Source organism: Flavobacterium gawalongense (genome assembly GCF_007097265.1).
Lineage (GTDB): Bacteria > Bacteroidota > Bacteroidia > Flavobacteriales > Flavobacteriaceae > Flavobacterium > Flavobacterium gawalongense.
In genome coordinates this window covers 67,086-87,559 of record NZ_VJZP01000011.1, presented here as the reverse complement: position 1 = coordinate 87,559, position 20,474 = coordinate 67,086, and the positions used below count along the sequence as shown (strand labels likewise).

Genomic DNA, 20,474 nt, shown 5'->3' with positions numbered 1-20,474 from the left:
AAAAACTATGGAGACAAGATTTAGGAGGTTTTTATTAAAAGAGGAAACTAATTAAAAAATTTTCCATCCACATAAAACCAACTTCCATTTTCGAGTTTGAAAGTAGAAAGTTCGTGATGAATTTGTTTTTGAGAATTACTATCTAAAAAATAGGCTTTAAATTCCACCGTATTCTCGGTAGCATTTATAATTTCTAATTGCAACCATTGATTTGAAGTTGCCCATTTTAAAATTTCGTTTTTAGAATAGTATCCTCTTTGATAAATATGTGTTGTAGCTAACAAATAATCTACTTTATGAGTTGCATAAGCTGAATAACGCGAACGCATTAATTCTAAAGCTGTTGGTGCAATTTTTGTTTTATTAATAAAAGGCTCACAACACTCGTCAAAGTTTTTCAGAGAACCGCAATAGCATTTTTTCGGAACCATTTTATATAAAAATCTAATAATTTGCGTCAGCTATAATTGTCCGTCAAGCGCAATTATTCTTTGTTGTAATTGATTCAATAAAACTTGATATTTGCTAATCTCGATAAGGTCATCATCCTCTTCGGCAAAATCCAGTAACTCATCTAATTGCTCACTAACTTCTACTAATTTATTGTTAGCTTCTCTAGCATTTTTACTGGCTATGAAATTTATTATTTCCTGAACACCATTTTTTAGTTCGCTGAATTTATTTTTTTCCATGATGTGTCGTTTAATTATTCCCTAATGGTTTGTTTTCATTGAACTTCTTTACAATTTGCTTTAATTTTTCCTTTCGCAGCATTTCAGCTTGTTTTACTTTATCCTGCGCTTTATGCAATTTATCGTTGTGCTTTTTTATGTTTCTTTCGTTATTTCTACTCATTGTCTTTTTCTTTTAATTATCAAATCAATTAGCTGATTCAAAAACTTATGCAAAGTTCGGGTTATTTATTGAAATTCAAATTGTTTTTAATTTGATAATTTATTTCTTTTAAATAATAGTCAATTTAATTTGGCACAGTATTGCTTCTAATTTTATTTGAAATTCATTACAAGTCGAGATACTTTTTTTTGCAATTATTAGTTTTTATCTCAAATATGATATTCCAATAAGTATTGTTTATCCTAAAAAAACATTTTAACAGGTTAAAAATTAAGAATATAACTATAATAAAAAAAATACTATGCACTTATACTATTTTTTTTATACATTTATTTTTTAAAGAACTAACCTTATTCAATCTTTCCAAATAGCATAAATGGATAACAAAAAATACCCTAAATTCATCAGTTGGTTCTTAAACAAACCAAAAACTACAGGGTTCTTTACGTTCCTATTACTAAGCTATATTGCAGGTTTTATTGTCTCGCAGCAGTATCAACTCATAAAAGAAGATGAGCAACGAGAAATGAATAATATCCTTCATGTTGTTCATCAAAACATTGAGCAATCACTTAAAAACTGTTATACCACCACGCTAACACTTGCACTAACAATTGATGACAAAGGCGTTCCGGAAAATTTTGATTATGTAGGTAAAAAACTGATGGAATCAAATACCAGTATTAGTGCAGTTCAATTGGTACCTAATGGAGTGATAAAGTATATTTATCCAAAGGAAGGAAATGAAGCAGCACTAAATTTAAATATTTTAACGGCTCCTTATCTCAAAAAAGAAGCTTTAAAATCTATTGAAACTCAAAAGATGTATTTTGCCGGTCCGTTAAAATTAAAACAAGGCGGAATGGGAATTGTGGGCAGATTTCCCGTTTTTAGGAATAATAATTTTTGGGGCTTTTCAGCTGTTATCATTAAATTAGAAACCTTATTGAAATCTTCAGGGATTAACAAGGTCGACGATTCAAAATACTACTTTCAGTTTTCAAAGAAAAATACGGCTAATCAAAAGGAAATTTTTTACTTACCTAATAAAAGTGATTTTTCTAAAAAATATAACATCTCTACATTTATTCCAGATGGTGACTGGAAATTGTATCTAATATCGAAACACCAAAATTATCTTTACTACCAAATTTTAATTCCTGGACTTATCGGACTTATTTTAGCTGCTCTTTTTGGTGTTTTGATATACACTCTTTTAAAAATACCGGAAGAATTACAGTCTTTAGTAAATACGCAGGCAACAAAACTTTTGAATTCAGAGATAAAGTTTGAGGCCATTTTTGATCAGGCAGCTGTGGGAATCGCCTATATAGATTCCTATTCCGGTAATTTTATTGAGATTAATAAACAATATTGCCACTTGTTAGGATATTCACATCAGGAAATGAAAGGGAAAAATTTTCAATCCATAACATACCCCGATGATTTAGAAGAAGATTTAATAAATTTAGAAAAACTAAGAAAAGGACAAATTAGATCGTATTCTATGGAAAAACGATATGTGACAAAATTAGGCAATGTTGTCTGGATAAATCTTACTGTGTCACCGCTTTGGAAAATAAATGAAAAGGTAACCTCTCATATCGCAATTGTCGAAGACATTTCGTTAAAAAAAGAAGCCAAAGAATTAATCAAAAAAACTGAAACACGGTTTAAAAGTTTATTTGATGACTCACCCCTTCCTTTAAGAGAAGAAGATTTCTCTGAAGTTAAAAATTATCTGGAGGAGTTGGATCTAATAAATAAAAATAAAGAAATCGTTTCTAACTACTTTTACAGCCATCCAGATGTGGTAAATAAATGCAGTTCTTTAGTTAAAGTAATTGATGTCAATAATGCATGTCTTAAGCTTCATAAGGTCAAAACCAAAGAAGAATTAATTGAAAACAAATCTAAACTACTTGATTTCAAATCTGCGGATGATTTCATTAAACATTTAATCGCAGTTACTCAAGGTAAAAAACAATTTATAATAAACTCCAAAATAAAAAATGCTGAAGGAGAATATCGTGATGTTAATTTAAGATGGAATGTAATTCGAGGCTATAGAAAAACATTCGAACGGATTATCGTTTCTACAGAGGATATTACGGAGCGCAGGGCTACCGAAAAAATGATACTCAATACAAAACAAAGAGTAGAATCACTGATTAATACCATTGACGGAATTGTTTGGGAATGTGATATTAAAACCTTTAGTTTTTCTTTTATCAGTAAAAAAGTAGAAAACATATTGGGGTATACCCCAGAGGAATGGTTGGCAAATACTACTTTTTGGGCAGACCATATTTATCCTGAAGACAGAGAATGGGTTCAAAATTATTGTAAGTCAAAAACTAATGCCAATTTAAATCATGATTTTGAATATCGAATGGTTGCTAAGAACGGAGCTGTTATTTGGCTAAGAGATATTGTAAATGTTGTTTTTGAAAATGGTAAAGCAGAGAGTTTACGTGGTATTATGATTGATATCACCAAAACAAAAGAAGCCGAAAAAGATTTGAATAATTCCTTCAATTTAGTCACGGAACAAAATAAAAGACTCCTTAATTTTTCCTATATTGTTTCCCATAATTTAAGATCACATACCAGTAATATTGCATCTATCATGGCTTTGATTGAATCTTCTGAATCGGCAGAAGAAAAAGAACAGATGATGCAATTATTGAAATCTGTCTCTAATTCACTTAATGAAACAATGTTTCATTTGAACGAAGTCATCAATATTCGCAATAATATTGGTTTAGTTTCCGAACCTTTAAACTTGCAACACTATATAAATACAGTCCAAAATGTACTTAACGAACAAATAACCTCTAAAGAGGTTTCTATTTCTACGATCATGCCAAAGGATGTAATCATAAATTATAATCCAGCCTATCTGGAGAGTATACTTTACAATATTATTTCTAATTCTATTCGATACAGCCATCCGGAACGTAAACCAATTATAATAATAAAATGGTCTGTGGAAAACGATATGAAAGTGCTTCAAATTTCTGACAATGGAGTTGGGATTGACCTTGTGAGAAATGCAGATAAGATTTTCGGGATGTACAAAACATTTAGTAACAATGTAGATTCAAAAGGAATTGGTCTATTTATTACAAAAAATCAAATTGATGCCATGGGTGGAAATATAACCGTGGAAAGTGAACCTAATATAGGAACTACATTTAAAATCTATATTCAATGACAAAAAAAGTAATCTGGGTAGTAGACGATGATGCTATTTACCAAATCATCGTTAATAAAATCATTCAAAGATCCGAAATGTTTTCAGCAATTTCCTCTTTCAAAAATGGAAAGGATGCTATTGACATCTTACATAATTCATTAGAAAACAATGAATTGCTCCCTGATATAATTTTATTAGACATTAATATGCCAATAATGGATGGTTGGGAATTCATGGAAGAAATGGAATTGATAAAATCTAAAATGAGCAAACAAATTATTATTTATATAGTAAGTTCATCTATTGCTATTGAAGATAAAAATAAATCAAAAACATATCCCGATATTTTGGGCTATTTATCAAAACCTATCACGACCGATGATTTAATATTGATTGCCTCAAATGATTAAACAATTTTTCTTTTTATCTCTTCTAAAGTTTTATTGGTAAAAATGAGTTCGTTTATTATTTGTTGGCGTAAAACATCCAAATCATCATAATCAAAATACTTAGCCCATGAAGTCAAATTAAGTAAATTTCGAATTTGTTTGATTCGTTTAGTGGTTTCAAAACTCGTCCGAAGTATAGCTTTATTATCATATTTCGGATTATTTTTATGTTGATAATTGACTGTATTTTTTATATAATTTACTTCTAAATAATACAATTCCTCAACTGAATTATCAGGGTAAAAATTAGTCCAAGGGGCAAAACCCAATTTTGTTTTACTGTCATTGCGAGATTCAGCGCCATCTATTTCGGATTCCAAAGGTTCTAAACGCCATTTACTATTGGCCAATCTCCCCCAGTGATTCGACAAACGATACATTCCTACTTTAGTATAAAAATATTTGCTTCCCGATTTACTGTCATATTGAAGTTCTAATCCATTTATGCTATCTAAAGACTCTTCATGAAAGACACAAAAAGTATTTTTGAAGGAATTGGGGTTGGGACGAAATATTTTTTCCATTAAACAAAGGTAATCAGAAAGTCTAAAACATAGCAAGACAAGTAATATTTGATTAACTTTGCCAACTAGAATTATTATAAATAAATTGATTATGACCAAAGCTTCCGAAGAAAGAATGTTACAAAAAGGTGTTTACACCGGAATTATGGAAAAAGATGAAAACAATAACTTTTTTTGTGGTGAATATCTTTTAGACTATAAAATGGCCTTAAAACACACTGTTGGCGATTGGATTACAATAAAATCAATAATTGAAAACCCAAGCGATATCAGTTATAACAAATATCCAAAAAAGTCTAAAAATTTCGACAAAGCCAATAATAAACCACAACAATAGTACATTTTCAGATTATTTTTCAACAAAAAAACAGAATTCAAATTCTTTTTTTTGAATATTTTTTTGTCACAAACTAAAAATTTAAAAAAAAGTGTACCTTTGCAAAAAATTTGTCGATTTTGAAATCAAATTATATTGATTTTATATTAAAAGACAAGTAGTTACCTTATTTATGAAAAAAATAGTTGAATACCGCAAACTACTAAATGTAGACAAAACTGCTGAGCTTAAAGAATTAAAAACGATTTATCGTAATGCGATGAAAGAAGCGCATCCTGACAAATTTCAAGGAAATGATGAAGGATTAAAAGCGGCAGAGGAAAACAGTAAAAAAATTATTGAAGCTTATCACTTTTTGGTAAGTATCAATCCTGAAACGCTTAAACAAAACTTACCTGAATATACTGAAACAATAGCAACTGCAACAATTTCAGATTACAAATTCGTTGAAGGCAGATTGATTATCAATTTTTCAAACGGAAGCGTTTACGAATACATTAGTGTTCCTAAAGCAACTTACGTAAAAATGGTAAATGCTGATTCTCCTGGTAGATTTGCAAAAAGACACATACTTAATTCTTTCACATGGAGAAAAACAATCAATCAAGATTAGTTTTTTCAAAAGAATAAAAAATACTTAAGCATCCTTCAAAAGGGTGCTTTTTTATTTTAAACCGTTTAATAAATGGATTTTCTTACAAATTATAAAACAATAAACAAATAACTATTGTATAATCAACTTGTTTTTAGTATTTTAGCAATCCTAAAAAAAAAGTTTGTTTTAAATATATTTCATGAAAGACCCTTGCATTTTATACAAATCCCAATATAATAAGGCAAAAGAGACGCTTGATATTCTAGAAGAACAAAAGTCTCAAATAGATAATAATCTAAAATCTGATCCTATTTGTTCTAATTTGCACAAAGAATTAAGGAGAATAAATCTAGATATTAAAATCACCATTAATGAAATAGAGCATGCAGAATCTGATATTCTTAAATGCGAATCGAATCAAATTACTTTCAAAAAATAATTCCTTACCTTTTAAAAATCATGTATTCAATAAATGAATTTACCTTATTCAAACTATTGAATAAAATGGGTAGAAATAAAACATACTACAATACCTAATTAAGAATGAAAAATTATAACAAAAATTTAGGGTGTAAAATTATTTATAATTTATAATTTTAAATACTTTTGCACACTTAACTTAATTAACTAATAATGAAAAAAATAATTTTATTACTTTCGGCTGTTGTGATGCTGACTTCTTGTACCAAAGATAAATACACCATTTCTGGAACTGCAACTGGATTTGAAAATGGAAAAACAGTAATTCTAGAAACCCCAAATGAAAATGGTAGTGGTTTAACTGCAATTGATACCGTAAAAATTGAAAATGGTAAATTTGAAATTAAAGGAAAAGCTATAGAACCTTCTTTTCACACAATACAAGTAGAAGGAGTACAAGGAAAAATACCTTTTATATTAGAAAATGGAGATATTACCATAATTGTAAACAAAGACAGCATACAAAAATCAAAAATAGCTGGAACTTATAATAATGACGAATACGTTACTTTCAATGAAGAAATCACTAAAGTTCAAAAGAAATTAATCGATTTTCAGACCAAAAATATGCAAGCGATGAATACTGCTCAACAAACCAAAGATACTGTTGTTATCAATGGATTGATGAAAGAGTTTTCTAAAATTCAAGAAGAAGTAGGTACGGCTTCAAAAGCTAAATATGTAACTTATGCTGAATCACACCCAAAATCATTCATTTCTGCTTTAATCATTCAAGGAATGCTTAATGACCCAACTGCTGATGTAAAAAAATCTGAAAAATTATACAACAGTTTAGAGGAATCATTAAAAAATACAAAACCAGGTAAAGCCATAAAAGCTAGACTTACTGAAATGAAATCGCCAGCTGTAGGAGCTACACCTCCAGCACCAGCTCCAGCTCCAACTGCTGAAGCAAAATGAAGAGCAGATTTTTCAGGTCCTAATCCTGAAGGGAAAGTAATTTCTCTGAAAGAATGTTTAGGAAAAGTTACAATAGTTGATTTTTGGGCTTCTTGGTGTGGTCCTTGTCGCAGAGAAAATCCAAATGTAGTAGCTATTTACAAAGAATTACATGCTAAAGGACTTAACATTGTTGGCGTATCTTTAGATAAAGATGCTAAAGCATGGAAAGAAGCAATTGCAAAAGACAAATTGACTTGGAACCATGTTTCAAATTTAAAATTTTGGGATGAGCCAATAGCTGCACAATATAAAGTTCAATCTATTCCTGCTACTTTTATTCTTGATGCATCAGGAAATATAGTAGCAAAAGATTTAAGAGGCGACGAATTAAGAGCAAAAATTATAGCGCTTTTAGCAAAATAAGTTGCTTCAATCGAATAAAACAAAAAATCTCCCTAGTGGAGATTTTTTTATTTTATTCAATACCAATACTTTAAAAATAATACTAAAATTAAGTTTAAATATAGTTTGGAAACTTCAAAACAGTTTATATATTTGCACCCGGTTAGCACAATAAGCAATGCTTGTTGAGCCTTGGGGAGATACTCAAGCGGCCAACGAGGGCAGACTGTAAATCTGCTGTGTAAACTTCGCAGGTTCGAATCCTGCTCTCCCCACAAAAACTCTTCAAGCAATTGAAGAGTTTTTTTTATATAGAAAAAGTCCCGTCACATTCTAAAAAACGAGACGGGACTTTTTTATTTTTATTGTGATTTCTATTCTAAAATAAAACTCACACTTACGTTAGATGTAATATTGATTTCTCCAACTGCAAGCGTTTCTCTCGGAGCTGTGGCATCACTAACTTCCATTGTTTTCATAGCAGCATATCGAATCGGTTGCGGATAATACGTTTGTGAATTATCAGAGATTGTCATGGCACGACCCACTTTTTGTCCTAAAACAGAAACATAATCCTCTGCTTTTAATTTAGCCTCTTTCATAGCTAATTTTCTAGCCTCTGATTGATATTGCTCTAATTTTGAAGATTGAAATATTACATTATCAATTCTGTTGATTCCTTCGTCTACCAATCCTTCCATCAGTTCATCATATTTTGATAAATCTTTCAATAGAATTTCGATAGTTTGCGTAGCATTATAATTATGTTTCTTTTTTTCATAATCGTACTGTGGATTTAGAGAAACACGTTGGGTTTTATAATCCGCCGGATCTAAGTTCATTTTTTTTATAAACCTTAAAACCGCTTCCATCTTTTCGTCATTTTGTTTTTTAACATCTTTGGCATTATTCCCTTTTGTTTCAATAGTAGCCAATATTGTCACTTGATCCGGAACAACCTTTACTTTGCCTTCCCCGTTTACACTAATTTGAGGAACTTGTTTAATTTCTTGTGCATAAGACATAGTCATAAACATAATAGATAGAATTAGTAGTGCTTTTTTCATCTTAATACTTATTTAATTATTTTTTGTTGTAATTATCTTTCAAAAGTTGTGCCATTATAGTTTACCCATTTTTTCCATAACAAAAAGAATAACTATTGGAATGGCTAATAATACGACCATCAAAGTGTGATCTACCAATAATTGAGGCTCTTTGATAAGTGTAATCAAATAACCGCCAACAGCACCGCCAAAATGGGCTGTGTGACCAATATTATCATTCTTGGCTTTCATACCATAAATAGAATACAATAAATAAAGGATTCCAAAAATATATGCAGGCATTGGGATGATAAAGAAGATTCCCAACATCATGTCTGGCTGCAATAGTATTGCAGAATACAAAACTCCTGTTACCGCGCCCGATGCACCAACCGCTCTGTAATTATATTGATTTTTGTGAAAAATCATTGTCAATAAGCTTCCAAAAACTAAACTTCCAAAATAAACCAATCCAAACGAAAAATCGCCTAAATAACTAATTACTACAGGTGCAAAAAAATAAAAAGTCAACATATTAAAAATCAAATGGGTCATATCAGCATGAAGAAAACCAGAAGACACCATTCTTATATGTTCACCTGCTCGAATACTTCCAACATGAAATTCATATTTTCTAAAAAAGGAAAGATCATTAAAACCCTTGTAACTAATTAAAACATTTACAACAATTATTGCTATTAAAATGGTATTCATAAAGTCTGTTTATTGTGAATTGTAAATATAGTCATTCTCAAATGCCGACACAGTAAGTGGCCAAAATTTATATCGATGTTCATTTTTGACTTATATTTGCAAAAAAAAAATCTGCATGCAATTTCTTATTTTTATTATAGCCTATCCGTTTCTTTGGATTGTTTCTATTCTTCCTTTTCACCTATTTTATTGGTTATCTGATGCAGTGTGTTTTATAGTTTATAACATAGTGGGCTACCGAAAGAAAACTGTTAGAGAAAATTTAGCTTTAGCATTACCTTATCTTAGTCCTGAAGAACGTCTTGTTATCGAAAAAAAGTCTTATCACCATTTATGTGATATGTTTCTGGAAATGATTAAAACCATGACCATATCTTCTGAAGAAATGAACAAGAGATTTGTAATAACAAATATTGATCTTATAAAAGAATATGAAAAAAAAGGAAAAAGTATTGTATTATTAGCCTCCCATTATGCAAGTTGGGAATGGTTGATAACACTTAATGATAAAACATCATTCCGAGGAATTGGAGTATATAAAAAAATAGCCAATAAATATTTTGATAAACTTATAAGAGATATTCGGTCAAAATATGATGCTGAATTAGTTGTAACCAGAGAAACTATTCCTTTAATAGCAAAAAACCAAAAAGAAGGAATTTTATGCATTTATGGATTAGCCAGTGATCAATCTCCAAAATTAGATAGAATATTTCATTGGGATACCTTCATGGGCGTTGAAGTTCCTGTACATACGGGAGCCGAAATGATTGCAAAAAAATACGATTTGTGTGTCGTTTTTATAAAAGTAAAAAAAGTAAAAAGAGGGTATTATGAAGCAACCTTCGTTCCTATCACCGATAATCCCAAATCCATCCCTGATTTTGAAATCACACATACTTTCATTCAGGAAGTTGAAAAGCAAATTCTCGAAGCTCCGGAATATTATTTTTGGACACATAAAAGATGGAAACACAGGAGGTAGTTCTCAGTACTCAGTTAACAGTATTCGGTTAAAAAAAATCACTTATCATAAACAATATTGTTTATGATAAGTGATTTTTTTAATTCCTTTAAAACCTTAGCTTTTACAAAGAAAACCAATCTTTTACCAATTCATCTTCTAAAGGCTGCGCTTGTTTGTGTACAAACTCATTTGTTGATGGATTATAATTATAATCCAAAGCCCATATTTTATGGTTTTCCGCCAATGCTTTTATTCCATTACAAACAAATTCAATTTCGGCATTTGTGGTTGTAGGATGAATAGACATTCTGATCCAACCTGGTTTTCTGATTAAATCTCCCAGAGTAATTTCATCAATCAATTTATGAGAAGTTTCTTGATCCACGTGCAATAAAAAATGACCGTAAGTACCGGCACAACTGCAACCACCACGTGTTTGAATTCCGAATTTATCATTCAATAACTTAACACCCAAATTGAAATGTAAGTCTTCAATAAAAAAAGAAATCACTCCTAACCTATCTCGATGCTGACCGGCAAGAATTTTAATATTTGGAATATTTCCAAGAGATTCGAAAACAAAATCAACGATTTCATGTTCCCTTTTCAAAATGTTTTCAATTCCCATTTGCTCCTTCAACTGAATCGCCAATGCCGTTTTTATCACCTGAAGAAACCCTGGTGTTCCACCATCTTCCCTGTCTTCAATATTATCAATGTATTTGTGTTCGCCCCAAGGATTCGTCCAACTTACCGTTCCTCCTCCTGGATTATCGGGAATCAAGTTTTGATACAATTTTTTATTAAAAACCAAAACACCCGAAGTTCCTGGTCCTCCAAGAAATTTGTGAGGTGAAAAGAAAATTGCATCCAGATAACTTTCCGAATCTTCCGGGTGCATATTTATTTTTACATACGGACCAGAACAGGCAAAATCTACAAAACAAAGACCTTTATTTTGATGCATAATTTTAGCAACCTCATGGTAAGGTGTTTGGATTCCGGTAACATTTGAACAAGAAGTGATTGAAGCGATTTTTAAACTTCTCTCTTTATATTTTTCTAATAAAAGTTCCAGATTTTCTATGCTAAACAATCCATCTTCACTTGACGGTATAACTTCAACATCAGCAATGGTTTCCAACCAAGAAGTCTGATTGGAATGATGTTCCATGTGCGAAATAAACACAATCGGTTTCTTTTCGGCAGGAATATTAATAAAATCTTTTAGGTTTTCTGGCACTTTTAATCCCAAAATTCGTTGGAATTTATTGACAACACCCGTCATTCCAGTCCCATCAGTAATTAAAACATCGTCGCTATTGGCATTTACATGATGTTTAATAATGTGTCTAGCCTGATGGTAAGCTTTGGTCATTGCTGTTCCAGAAACCGTAGTTTCAGTATGGGTATTGGCCACAAAAGGACCAAACTCATTCATCAACTTTTCCTCAATAGGACGATACAAACGACCACTTGCTGTCCAATCCGTATAAATAATTTGTTTTTTTCCGTAAGGTGATTGAAACTCTTGGTTAATTCCTATTATATTCTGACGGAACTTTTGGAAGTAAAGTTCTAATTGTGGTGGCGTTTCGATTGTAGTCATTGCAATTTAATTTGACTCAAAGATATTATTATTTTATGAAATTGAGAATTTAGCGGTTTGTTATTTCTGAGTGCCACTTGTTTTTTCTATGAATTTCCAATAATTTTTATTGCTATTGAGGTTTCCCGTAAAGTAATGCTAAACAAAGGAAATACTTTTGTAAAAAGAAATAGAAATATTTAACTATTTTAAATAAATTAATACCACATCACATCATGGATAATAGTAATAGTATCATTCTGGAAGAAAAATTACATTCCTTCTCTGAAGAAGAATTAACTCAATATATTTATAAAAATGTTGATTCTTTAACAACAATATCCTTTAGTGCCTTGAAAAAGGAAATCGCCATCAGAAAAGATTTGCCTAATGAAGTTAAAATGTTGATTGGAAATATTCAAGATTTAAGAAATCAAAATTTTATTAATGAGATATTCCCTTACCTCTATTCTAAAAATAAGAAAATAAAAACTGTTGAAGATTTGATTGCTGATTTGAAAAAAAATGAAATTTATGAACCTGATATTAATTCATTATTACGACAATTACCTAAAATTATTGAAATTAACACAGCCCAGTCTAATCCTGAAAATTCAATAAAAATATTTGGGTTACTATTCTGTATTGTTATCGCTATAGTATCCTTTAATCTTTTCACAACATCAAGTATAATTATTTTTTTAATAGCAATATTTACCGGACTTTACATCGCTTTTAACAGAAATGACTATTCTCGTATCAATAAATTAAAAATTAACATTGAATTCTATTTAGAGAGTATTAAAAACATTCCCAAAATAAAATCCGAACTATAAAAACATCAATGAAAAGCTTGGTAACTCATACATTATAAAAGTTTTCCTAAAACTACATGTCAAAAACAAAACCCTTTCAAAGTATTGCTCTCTGAAAGGGTTATTAATTAAAAAAGTGGGTTTATTCAGCTGACGCCTTTATTGTATTGCGTTCAAGTTTATAAATCAAAACCTATAGAAAATTGCCAAACTCTATTTTGTGCTTTTCCTTCATCATACAAATCACCTAAACCTAAATGGTAACGCACGCCTAAACTTATACCAGAATCTGTTTTAAAACCACCACCAAAGTTTAATCCCCAATCAAAACTATTAGGATCGTACTCTTGTGAACCACTAAAAAGTCCGTCATATTCTTCTTTATGCGAAACAGCCAATCCAATTTGTGGTCCTGCTTCCAAAAAGAAATTTTTAGAAGGATAGGCTTTAAGCATTATTGGTAAATTAATATAATTAAGCTTTTGGGTAAAAGTACCGTTGCTATTTGTAATTACATATCCTTGTTGAGAGTACATTAATTCAGGTTGAATAGAAAAGCTTTCGCTAATAAATGACTCGCCATAAACACCTACATGAAAACTATGTCGTTGTTCTGTTTCTCCATCACCATCAAAACTTACAGCTGCTAAATTATATCCTCCTTTTATCCCACCATTCGACTTATTGGTAGTATTCTCCTGTGCATTTATTGTTGAGGCTAATCCAATGAATAAAGCTATTGTTAAAAATTTTGTCTTTGTCTGTTTCATATGTAGATAATATTTGTTTTTTATTGGAATATGGTATCGCCATTCTTCATTATTGTTTATCTCATTGATGCCATTTTATTTTGGTATTCGATGATTTTCAATTGTTATTTTGAATCATGGCGATTTCATATTATACTATTATTTAAATTAAATTTTATTTTCCTCCATTGGCACGAAGATCTGCAATACATTGTGCATCCAGTTGGGGTGCTGAACCTCCGGAAACCATATTTTCAATACCCTTTCCTGTTTCTGATGACCAATACATTAAGCAACTTTCTACATTGCAATGTTTTGGATGGGTTGTATCTTCATGATTACTTTGTAAAGCTGTTCCTAAATTGGTAAGTCCCAAAATATGACCTAATTCATGCGTAATGACTGTTGTTTCTAATAAACTTCTGTTGGGTTCAAATGGACTGTCACTCAATCCTTGAACTGTTTGCTCATAAATAACTAAAGAGGTATTTCTATAAGCCGTACCTAAAATAACTGATGTACTTGTGTCGCTTGATGATTTTCCATCTGAAAAAAAGACCCAAACTGCTATTTGATTTGATGTATTGTATTTTGTTCTGTTAGCATCTTCAATTGCTACAATTTCCTGATCGGTAAAAGTTGCTTTTCCTGGCGATGGAATTGCTCTTTTTACGATACTTATTCCATTGGGTTTATAAGTTCTTGTATCAAGAAAAGATACAAAATTGTTAATCGCTGTTGCTGATGGCTCAAATCCTACTACATAAACTACTTCAATAACCATACTCGTAAACTTTTTATCGGATAATAAATCGTTCGAAGAACTTCCGGTTGTTTGTTTATTAGTAACAGGATTTATAGTTTCACTATTATCAATAGCGTCATCTTTTGAACAGGATACTAATAGGAACAAACCTATTGTTAGTGCAGCAATTACTTTTTTCATTATGATTTTTTATATTATAAGTTTATTTTTAAAAGAACAGCTACTTAACATGATGTAGCTGTTCTTTTATAAAAAGCACCAACTAAGATCTAGCCTATATTTGTTTTAATACTAATGTAACTGCTGTATTAGTTGTACTTTGCAATGAGATTGTTGTAGCAGTAAAACTTGTTACTTTCCAATTATTATTCAATAAGTTAAAAGTAGCATTCCCCGAAAAATTTAGTTTTAGAAAAACATCTAATTGTGAGCTTACCGCATAAGTACCATTTACAGTTGTACTCAATAGATTTATGGCTGTTATTGATAAATTATTTGCGAAATCTATCGTAAAATCTTTATAGCTAGTTGCAGAATTAACTCCTGCGCTTACAAATGAATCCACCTTAAACTTTCCATTAACTAAAATAGTTTCTATTTTTTTTGAATTTTGAACTGCTTCTGCCATCGCTGCTTCTGTTTTTAGAGATGCAGTAATAGTTGATTGCAATTCAGCATCACTTGAAACCGTTATTTTCGTTCCATCACTAATCGTCACTGAAATGGGGTAGTTTACTGAAAATAATTCCGTGCTACTTACATTAGACATATACGTATATAACTGTTGTTCGGATGTAATGACAACACTTCCTGTTTGTAGTAAACTCAAGTTATACGTTAAAATTGTAATTGGGAAGCTAATATTTACAGAAGAAATGGCATCTTGACCAGAAGTTTCTGCTGATGTACACGCATTAAGTATAGCATTATATTCTGTTTGGCTATTAACAGTGGTCTCTGTATAATTACTTAATCTAACTCTTAAAGGAAATTGTAACACTACGGTATCCTGGTCATTGTTAAACTGTCCCAAAATAGAAATAACCTGTAAGTAATCTGCTTGGGTTAAAATGGAAACCTGAACACCATTTACTTTACCGGTAACCGGCAATAAAATTGAAGAACATGATGCTCCATCCAAGAAATCATCAAATGAACCATCGTACATCGAAGTACGTTTTAGATTGCTAGCAGTAGTTGAGTTGGCAGAATTTGTATTTGGATTTTCTCCTTGTACGTCATCAATTTCACTTTGGCATGATGTAAATCCTAAGATAGCCATCAATGCAATTCCAGTAATAATTTTTAATTTTTTCATAATTTTCAAATTTAATGTATTTTTATATTTGCAAGCGATGTTTTTAACGCCTTTCTGTTAGTAAGACAACTACCTTTCTTTTTACCCTCCTTAAATTTTAAAAAAAATATAAAATTTTACAAATAAATTCACAAAAACCTACAAATCAATAAATTACTATTTAAAATAATTTTAAAAAAAAAGCAATTATAATTAACCCAACCGCTTTTTGAAAAAATAATTTACTTTTACAACCTACAAAAAATGAATTAATACTAAATGAGCGACGAAAACAGTAAACTTTGCGACGAAAATCACTTTAGAGATTTTTACCTAAAGCATGTGCAATCAGCAAATAATTTTGCTTATTACAAATGTGGTGATGACGAAACCGCATTAGATTTAGTGCAAGATGCATTTACTAAAATTTGGGAAAATTGTTCCAAAATTGACTTTAGTAAAGTAAAAACCTATTTGTTCACCAGCATTAATAATTTATTTCTAAATAACATAAAGCATCAAAAAGTCGTATTAAGGTATGCTAAAGAAGCTCCTAATTTAGACACCAATAATCAAAGCCCCGAATATTTATTCGAAGAAGAAGAATTCAAACAAAAACTTACAAAAGCTATCGCATCATTAAGTGAAGTGCAGCGGGAAGTCTTTTTATTGAATCGAATAGATGGAAAAAAGTACAGAGAAATAGCTGACTTACTAGATATTTCTCAAAAAACCGTAGAAAAAAGAATGTCTGGAGCACTGCAACTATTAAAAGCCCAAATAGAGAATATATAATTAGTCCTTTAGCTGTAGGGTAATTTAAAAGTTAGTTGTCTTATAAACATAGAGATATAAAATGAAAAACGAAAAAGAGATATTAAAATGGTTAAATAATGAGCTTTCAAGCAAAGAAATTGAAGATTTAAAACAATCTGAAGATTTTGAAACACTTGAAAAAATTGCTCATTATGCATCACAATTGGAAACTCCAAAAGTAGATGCCCACGCTGCCTTAGAAGCTTTTAAGGCCCGAAACCATTCTAAAAAGAAAACAAAAGTTAGAACACTAAACTTTAAGACATTCTATAGAGTTGCTGCTGTTCTGGTTGTTTTGTTAACCTCAGCGTATTTTTTGTTTTATAATAACACCAAATCTTTTGAAACTCAAATAGCACAAACAAAAACGTTTACGCTACCGGATAATTCTGAAGTGATATTAAACTCGGCTTCAAAATTAACTTTTAATAAAAAAAAATGGTCTGATAAAAGAGATTTAACGTTAGAAGGAGAAGCCTTTTTTAAAGTAAAGAAAGGACAAACTTTTAGTGTAAATACAACTGCCGGAGTCGTTAAAGTTTTAGGAACGCAGTTTAATGTAAAAGAACGCAAAAACTATTTTGAAGTTAATTGTTATGAAGGTTTGGTAAGTGTGACTTACAATAATGAAACCGTTAAATTACCTCCTGGTAAAACATTCCGAGTTATAAATGGCACTATTGAAAATGTTGAAGATTTTAATACCAAAAATCCTTCGTGGATACAACAAGAATCGAGTTTTAATAGAATTCCATTAGATCAGGTTATAGCAGAACTGGAGCGTCAATATGATCTGAAAATTAAAGTAGAAGATGTAGATACTTCAAAGCTGTTTACAGGAAGTTTTACACATACTAATAAAGAAATAGCGCTTCAAGCTGTTACGATTCCGCTTAAATTAAGTTACAAAATTGAAGGTAAAACCGTTATATTTTACAACTATGATGTTAAATAGATGGCTGATTCCTCTGTTACTTTGCTTTGGAAGTATTTGTTATGGACAAAATACAGCTAAAAAAATACCTTTAACTGAGGTTATTGTTTCCATCGAAAAACAATTTAATATTAAGTTTTCGTATGCCGTTGAAGATGTAGCTGCTATTGCAATTACAAAACCAAATACTTCATTTACATTACAAGAAACAATAGATTATCTAAACTCGAAAACACTTTTAAATTTCAAAGCCTTAGATAATCGATATGTTACCGTTTCAGTGATAAACAAAACAATATCCGTTTGTGGAATTGTTTTATCCGACGAAAAAAAAATTCCTCTCATTGGCGCTTCAGTAGTTGTAGATAACATTGCAATAAGTTCAATTACGAATGAAAATGGTAAGTTCAATTTACAGAATGTGCCTATAAATGCAACACTAACAGTTTCCTATTTGGGTTTTCAATCCAGACAATTTTCAGCAAATGAGTTGTTTTCAACACAAAATAATTGCAAAGAAATTGTTCTTTCTACAAAAAATGAAGAATTGAATCAGGTTTTAATAAGTGTCTATTTAACTCCTGGATTACAAAAATATTTAGATGGAAGTACTGTTTTAAATACTAAAAAATTTGGGATTCTTCCCGGATTAATAGAACCAGATATTTTACAATCCATACAAGCACTTCCTGGCGTTGAAAGTACTAATGAAAGTATTGCTAATATCAATGTGCGTGGAGGAACTAACGATCAAAATTTAGTGATTTGGGATAATATTAAAATGTACCATTCCGGTCATTTCTTCGGATTAATATCTGCTTACAACCCCAATCTAACCAACAAAGTTATTGTTAGTAAAAATGGAACAAGTGCTGAATACAGTGATGGTGTTTCCAGTACTATAAACATGCATACTAAAGATGCTGTAACCAATACATTTTCTGGTGGCGGAGGAATTAACTTAATTAGTGCTGATGCATTTTTAGAAATCCCAATAACTGAAAAATTAGAACTTCATATTTCAGGACGTCGTTCTATTACCGATTTGTTTAAATCACCTACCTACACCAAATATTTTGAACGAAGTTTTCAAGATAGCGACATCAATGCGGATAGTGATAAAAATGATACCTCATCTGATTTTTACTTTTATGATTATACCGCTAAATTACTTTTCGATTTAAATGAAAAACATCAATTCAGAGCCAACATTATTGGTATCAATAACGCTTTAGATTATTCGGAACGTTTAACCGTAAACTCAAATGAAACCGAATCTAAAACCAGCAATTTATCCCAAAAAAATATTGGTTATGGAGGAAATTGGAAAGCACAATGGAATCCCAAATTAAGTACAAACTTCGTTACTTACTTTTCCAGATATAACATTGACGCTACCGATTACAGAGTGGAAACAGACCAGCGCTTAACGGAAGCTAATGAAGTTCTGGAAACAGGAGCAAAACTAAATACGTATTACAAAACTAATGATAACCTAAATTTCTTGTTTGGCTATCAATTTAATGAGACTGGAATGTTAAACCAAACTACCGTTAGTAATCCATTCTACTCCAGCACTAAAAAAGATGTTTTATTGAATCACGCCTTATTTTCTGAAGTTGAATACAATAAAAACAACACTTATTTGAGAGTTGGATTGCGTTTGAATTATTTCCAAAAATTTGAAAAATTTTTGGTGGAACCTAGAATAAACATTAGACAAAAATTATCAAATCAATTTGCTTTAAAATTAGAAGGCGAATTTAAGAATCAATCTACTACGCAAATTGTAGATTTTGAAGATGATTTTTTAGGCGTTGAAAAAAGGCGTTGGGTTTTAGTCACCGATAAAGACATACCCATTGCCACAAGTAAACAAGGGTCTTTTGGTGTAGAATTCAACCAAAATAAACTAAATATTGAGGTTACAAGTTTTTACAAAATTATAGATGGTATTACAGCTTCTAATCAGGGTTTTTATAACAGCTTTCAGTTTAATAATGCTAATGGAAGTTACACTGCTAAAGGTTTGGAATTTTTAGCCAATAAAGCGGCTCATCAATATAGCGTTTGGATAAGTTACACTTTTAGTACAAACGACTATGAATTTAATACTTTTACCCCTTCTACATTTCCTAATAATGTAGATATAAGGCATTCAGTATCTTTAGGTTTTTATTACGATATATTTAAAAATCTAAAAATATCTGTAGGCGGTATTTGGAGAAATGGTCAACCCTACACAAAACCAATTGAAGGTAATGAAACGGTACAAAACGGGAATAATACTATGGTCAGCTACGATTCTCCAAACAGTGAAAATCTAGATAATTTCATGCGTTTAGATGCTTCCTTAAATTACAATTTCAATCTGTCGCAATTTATTAAAGCTTCATTTACTGCCGGTGTAATTAATGCCACCAATCAAGATAATGTTATCAATCGTTATTACAAAGTGAACCCAAACGATTTGAATGATGCTATTCAAGTAGATAACAAATCATTAGGCTTAACGCCAAATATAAGTTTCAGAGTGAATTTTTAATATTTCATCTTAATGTTTAGCTGATTTATAATTCTACCCTTTTAAAATGCTACACTCTGAAAGGGTTATTTATTAAAAAGAATATTGTTTTCTATATCCTTGCTGAAACTTTTAAATCTTCAATTATTCGCTAAACCAAATCATATACTTGTTGTTTTATAAGTGCTACAGTATAGATTCCACCTTTGATTTTATAAGTTATAATACTGTTTCGGCTGTAGTCATTATTAATTGATTCTGAGACAAATTCATTTTTTTGTTGAATTGAGAACACATTATTACAGTCAATTATGTTTGCTTTCACAGGAACATTTTACTTAACAATGTTTTAATAATGCTTTTTTTATTTAAAGCAATTAAATCATAAAAAATAACATATTTACCTACTAATCAATACCTTAAATATAAAATAATCGTATTTTTGTTTAGGTTTTTATTATCGAAAAACATTAGGTTTAAAATGTGTTTAACAGTATATGTAATCGATATTTTG

At 30.5% G+C, this 20,474-nt stretch carries 21 protein-coding genes, 1 tRNA gene and 1 pseudogene; 13 read left to right on the top strand and 10 right to left on the bottom strand.

Annotated features, from left to right (window positions below):
• Positions 1-47: 47 nt before the first annotated feature.
• From FNW38_RS08285 to FNW38_RS08275, 3 genes are read right to left on the bottom strand one after another with little or no spacing between them, the layout of a single operon-like run.
• On the bottom strand, positions 48-431 hold the full coding sequence (locus FNW38_RS08285) for a YchJ family protein (protein WP_143387410.1): 384 nt from the start codon (positions 429-431) through the stop codon (positions 48-50).
• Between the two features lie 30 nt (positions 432-461).
• A complete protein-coding gene (locus FNW38_RS08280) occupies positions 462-692 on the bottom strand; it encodes a hypothetical protein (RefSeq protein ID WP_143387409.1) in 231 nt (76 codons plus the stop codon).
• 10 nt (positions 693-702) lie between these two features.
• The gene (locus tag FNW38_RS08275) at positions 703-855 is read right to left on the bottom strand and encodes a hypothetical protein (protein ID WP_143387408.1); all 153 of its coding nucleotides are present in this window, start codon (positions 853-855) and stop codon (positions 703-705) included.
• 376 nt (positions 856-1,231) lie between these two features.
• Between FNW38_RS08275 and FNW38_RS08270 the strand changes: the two genes are divergently transcribed.
• Both FNW38_RS08270 and FNW38_RS08265 read left to right on the top strand, forming a co-directional pair.
• Positions 1,232-4,072 (top strand): PAS domain S-box protein, encoded by a 2,841-nt coding sequence (locus tag FNW38_RS08270; protein ID WP_143387407.1) that lies wholly within the window; start codon positions 1,232-1,234, stop codon positions 4,070-4,072.
• Complete coding sequence (locus tag FNW38_RS08265; RefSeq protein ID WP_143387406.1) at positions 4,069-4,464, top strand: response regulator; 396 nt, start codon at positions 4,069-4,071, stop codon at positions 4,462-4,464. Before FNW38_RS08270 ends, FNW38_RS08265 begins: the two co-directional genes overlap by 4 nt.
• Here the strand turns inward: FNW38_RS08265 and FNW38_RS08260 are convergent.
• Positions 4,461-5,027, bottom strand: coding sequence for a hypothetical protein (locus FNW38_RS08260; RefSeq protein WP_143387405.1), 567 nt, complete (start codon positions 5,025-5,027; stop codon positions 4,461-4,463). The genes FNW38_RS08265 and FNW38_RS08260 overlap by 4 nt on opposite strands.
• Before the next feature lie 91 nt (positions 5,028-5,118).
• Between FNW38_RS08260 and FNW38_RS08255 the strand changes: the two genes are divergently transcribed.
• The 6 genes and pseudogenes from FNW38_RS08255 (at position 5,119) to FNW38_RS08230 (ending at position 8,019) form a co-directional block, all read left to right on the top strand.
• Complete coding sequence (locus FNW38_RS08255) at positions 5,119-5,364, top strand: hypothetical protein (RefSeq protein ID WP_143387404.1); 246 nt, start codon at positions 5,119-5,121, stop codon at positions 5,362-5,364.
• Between the two features lie 172 nt (positions 5,365-5,536).
• Positions 5,537-5,977, top strand: a complete 441-nt coding sequence (locus tag FNW38_RS08250; protein WP_143387403.1) for a KTSC domain-containing protein — start codon at positions 5,537-5,539, stop codon at positions 5,975-5,977.
• Between the two features lie 181 nt (positions 5,978-6,158).
• Positions 6,159-6,398 carry a hypothetical protein gene (locus FNW38_RS08245; RefSeq protein WP_143387402.1) on the top strand — a complete coding sequence of 80 codons (240 nt, stop codon included), beginning with the start codon at positions 6,159-6,161 and terminating at the stop codon, positions 6,396-6,398.
• A gap of 194 nt (positions 6,399-6,592) precedes the next feature.
• Positions 6,593-7,360 (top strand): DUF4369 domain-containing protein, encoded by a 768-nt coding sequence (locus FNW38_RS08240; RefSeq protein WP_143387401.1) that lies wholly within the window; start codon positions 6,593-6,595, stop codon positions 7,358-7,360.
• Between the two features lie 18 nt (positions 7,361-7,378).
• Positions 7,379-7,765 (top strand): annotated as a pseudogene (locus FNW38_RS08235) (TlpA family protein disulfide reductase); the annotation flags it as partial.
• A 173-nt stretch (positions 7,766-7,938) separates the two neighbouring features.
• Positions 7,939-8,019, top strand: a tRNA-Tyr gene (locus FNW38_RS08230).
• A gap of 99 nt (positions 8,020-8,118) precedes the next feature.
• Here the strand turns inward: FNW38_RS08230 and FNW38_RS08225 are convergent.
• Both FNW38_RS08225 and FNW38_RS08220 read right to left on the bottom strand, forming a co-directional pair.
• Positions 8,119-8,811 (bottom strand): SIMPL domain-containing protein, encoded by a 693-nt coding sequence (locus FNW38_RS08225; protein ID WP_143387399.1) that lies wholly within the window; start codon positions 8,809-8,811, stop codon positions 8,119-8,121.
• A 54-nt stretch (positions 8,812-8,865) separates the two neighbouring features.
• A complete protein-coding gene (locus FNW38_RS08220) occupies positions 8,866-9,504 on the bottom strand; it encodes a rhomboid family intramembrane serine protease (protein ID WP_143387398.1) in 639 nt (212 codons plus the stop codon).
• 115 nt (positions 9,505-9,619) lie between these two features.
• Here FNW38_RS08220 and FNW38_RS08215 point away from each other — a divergent pair, with 115 nt between their 5' ends.
• Positions 9,620-10,489 (top strand): lysophospholipid acyltransferase family protein, encoded by an 870-nt coding sequence (locus FNW38_RS08215; protein ID WP_143387397.1) that lies wholly within the window; start codon positions 9,620-9,622, stop codon positions 10,487-10,489.
• Positions 10,490-10,592: 103 nt separating this feature from the next.
• Here FNW38_RS08215 and FNW38_RS08210 read toward each other — a convergent pair whose 3' ends face one another.
• Complete coding sequence (locus FNW38_RS08210; RefSeq protein ID WP_143387396.1) at positions 10,593-12,080, bottom strand: aminotransferase class V-fold PLP-dependent enzyme; 1,488 nt, start codon at positions 12,078-12,080, stop codon at positions 10,593-10,595.
• A gap of 215 nt (positions 12,081-12,295) precedes the next feature.
• Between FNW38_RS08210 and FNW38_RS08205 the strand changes: the two genes are divergently transcribed.
• A complete protein-coding gene (locus tag FNW38_RS08205; RefSeq protein ID WP_143387395.1) occupies positions 12,296-12,895 on the top strand; it encodes a hypothetical protein in 600 nt (199 codons plus the stop codon).
• Positions 12,896-13,053: 158 nt separating this feature from the next.
• On the opposite strand, the gene FNW38_RS08200 is transcribed toward FNW38_RS08205, so the two are convergent.
• The 3 genes from FNW38_RS08200 to FNW38_RS08190 all read right to left on the bottom strand — a co-directional run bounded on the left by FNW38_RS08200 (position 13,054) and on the right by FNW38_RS08190 (position 15,707).
• Entirely contained in the window at positions 13,054-13,644 is a 591-nt protein-coding gene (locus FNW38_RS08200) for a porin family protein (RefSeq protein ID WP_143387394.1), read from the bottom strand.
• Positions 13,645-13,798: 154 nt separating this feature from the next.
• Entirely contained in the window at positions 13,799-14,569 is a 771-nt protein-coding gene (locus FNW38_RS08195; protein ID WP_143387393.1) for a membrane metalloprotease, read from the bottom strand.
• 94 nt (positions 14,570-14,663) lie between these two features.
• Entirely contained in the window at positions 14,664-15,707 is a 1,044-nt protein-coding gene (locus tag FNW38_RS08190; protein WP_143387392.1) for a hypothetical protein, read from the bottom strand.
• Positions 15,708-15,965: 258 nt separating this feature from the next.
• On the opposite strand from FNW38_RS08190, the gene FNW38_RS08185 reads away from it, so the two are divergent.
• The 3 genes from FNW38_RS08185 to FNW38_RS08175 all read left to right on the top strand — a co-directional run bounded on the left by FNW38_RS08185 (position 15,966) and on the right by FNW38_RS08175 (position 19,981).
• The gene (locus FNW38_RS08185) at positions 15,966-16,481 is read left to right on the top strand and encodes an RNA polymerase sigma factor (protein ID WP_143387391.1); all 516 of its coding nucleotides are present in this window, start codon (positions 15,966-15,968) and stop codon (positions 16,479-16,481) included.
• A gap of 61 nt (positions 16,482-16,542) precedes the next feature.
• On the top strand, positions 16,543-17,457 hold the full coding sequence (locus FNW38_RS08180; RefSeq protein ID WP_143387390.1) for a FecR family protein: 915 nt from the start codon (positions 16,543-16,545) through the stop codon (positions 17,455-17,457).
• Complete coding sequence (locus tag FNW38_RS08175) at positions 17,444-19,981, top strand: TonB-dependent receptor plug domain-containing protein (protein ID WP_143387389.1); 2,538 nt, start codon at positions 17,444-17,446, stop codon at positions 19,979-19,981. The genes FNW38_RS08180 and FNW38_RS08175 overlap by 14 nt, the downstream gene beginning before the upstream one ends.
• Positions 19,982-20,474 lie beyond the last annotated feature (493 nt).

What these genes read in the sequence shown, in the direction of transcription:
- FNW38_RS08275 (WP_143387408.1), bottom strand. Translation starts at nt 855, where the DNA reads ATGAGTAGAAATAACGAAAGAAACATAAAAAAGCACAACGATAAATTG.
- FNW38_RS08180 (WP_143387390.1), top strand. Translation starts at nt 16,543, where the DNA reads ATGAAAAACGAAAAAGAGATATTAAAATGGTTAAATAATGAGCTTTCA.
- FNW38_RS08195 (WP_143387393.1), bottom strand. Translation starts at nt 14,569, where the DNA reads ATGAAAAAAGTAATTGCTGCACTAACAATAGGTTTGTTCCTATTAGTA.
- FNW38_RS08260 (WP_143387405.1), bottom strand. Translation starts at nt 5,027, where the DNA reads ATGGAAAAAATATTTCGTCCCAACCCCAATTCCTTCAAAAATACTTTT.
- FNW38_RS08200 (WP_143387394.1), bottom strand. Translation starts at nt 13,644, where the DNA reads ATGAAACAGACAAAGACAAAATTTTTAACAATAGCTTTATTCATTGGA.
- FNW38_RS08215 (WP_143387397.1), top strand. Translation starts at nt 9,620, where the DNA reads ATGCAATTTCTTATTTTTATTATAGCCTATCCGTTTCTTTGGATTGTT.
- FNW38_RS08175 (WP_143387389.1), top strand. Translation starts at nt 17,444, where the DNA reads ATGATGTTAAATAGATGGCTGATTCCTCTGTTACTTTGCTTTGGAAGT.
- FNW38_RS08240 (WP_143387401.1), top strand. Translation starts at nt 6,593, where the DNA reads ATGAAAAAAATAATTTTATTACTTTCGGCTGTTGTGATGCTGACTTCT.
- FNW38_RS08270 (WP_143387407.1), top strand. Translation starts at nt 1,232, where the DNA reads ATGGATAACAAAAAATACCCTAAATTCATCAGTTGGTTCTTAAACAAA.
- FNW38_RS08285 (WP_143387410.1), bottom strand. Translation starts at nt 431, where the DNA reads ATGGTTCCGAAAAAATGCTATTGCGGTTCTCTGAAAAACTTTGACGAG.
- FNW38_RS08205 (WP_143387395.1), top strand. Translation starts at nt 12,296, where the DNA reads ATGGATAATAGTAATAGTATCATTCTGGAAGAAAAATTACATTCCTTC.
- FNW38_RS08190 (WP_143387392.1), bottom strand. Translation starts at nt 15,707, where the DNA reads ATGAAAAAATTAAAAATTATTACTGGAATTGCATTGATGGCTATCTTA.
- FNW38_RS08245 (WP_143387402.1), top strand. Translation starts at nt 6,159, where the DNA reads ATGAAAGACCCTTGCATTTTATACAAATCCCAATATAATAAGGCAAAA.
- FNW38_RS08265 (WP_143387406.1), top strand. Translation starts at nt 4,069, where the DNA reads ATGACAAAAAAAGTAATCTGGGTAGTAGACGATGATGCTATTTACCAA.
- FNW38_RS08255 (WP_143387404.1), top strand. Translation starts at nt 5,119, where the DNA reads ATGACCAAAGCTTCCGAAGAAAGAATGTTACAAAAAGGTGTTTACACC.
- FNW38_RS08185 (WP_143387391.1), top strand. Translation starts at nt 15,966, where the DNA reads ATGAGCGACGAAAACAGTAAACTTTGCGACGAAAATCACTTTAGAGAT.
- FNW38_RS08280 (WP_143387409.1), bottom strand. Translation starts at nt 692, where the DNA reads ATGGAAAAAAATAAATTCAGCGAACTAAAAAATGGTGTTCAGGAAATA.
- FNW38_RS08210 (WP_143387396.1), bottom strand. Translation starts at nt 12,080, where the DNA reads ATGACTACAATCGAAACGCCACCACAATTAGAACTTTACTTCCAAAAG.
- FNW38_RS08225 (WP_143387399.1), bottom strand. Translation starts at nt 8,811, where the DNA reads ATGAAAAAAGCACTACTAATTCTATCTATTATGTTTATGACTATGTCT.
- FNW38_RS08220 (WP_143387398.1), bottom strand. Translation starts at nt 9,504, where the DNA reads ATGAATACCATTTTAATAGCAATAATTGTTGTAAATGTTTTAATTAGT.
- FNW38_RS08250 (WP_143387403.1), top strand. Translation starts at nt 5,537, where the DNA reads ATGAAAAAAATAGTTGAATACCGCAAACTACTAAATGTAGACAAAACT.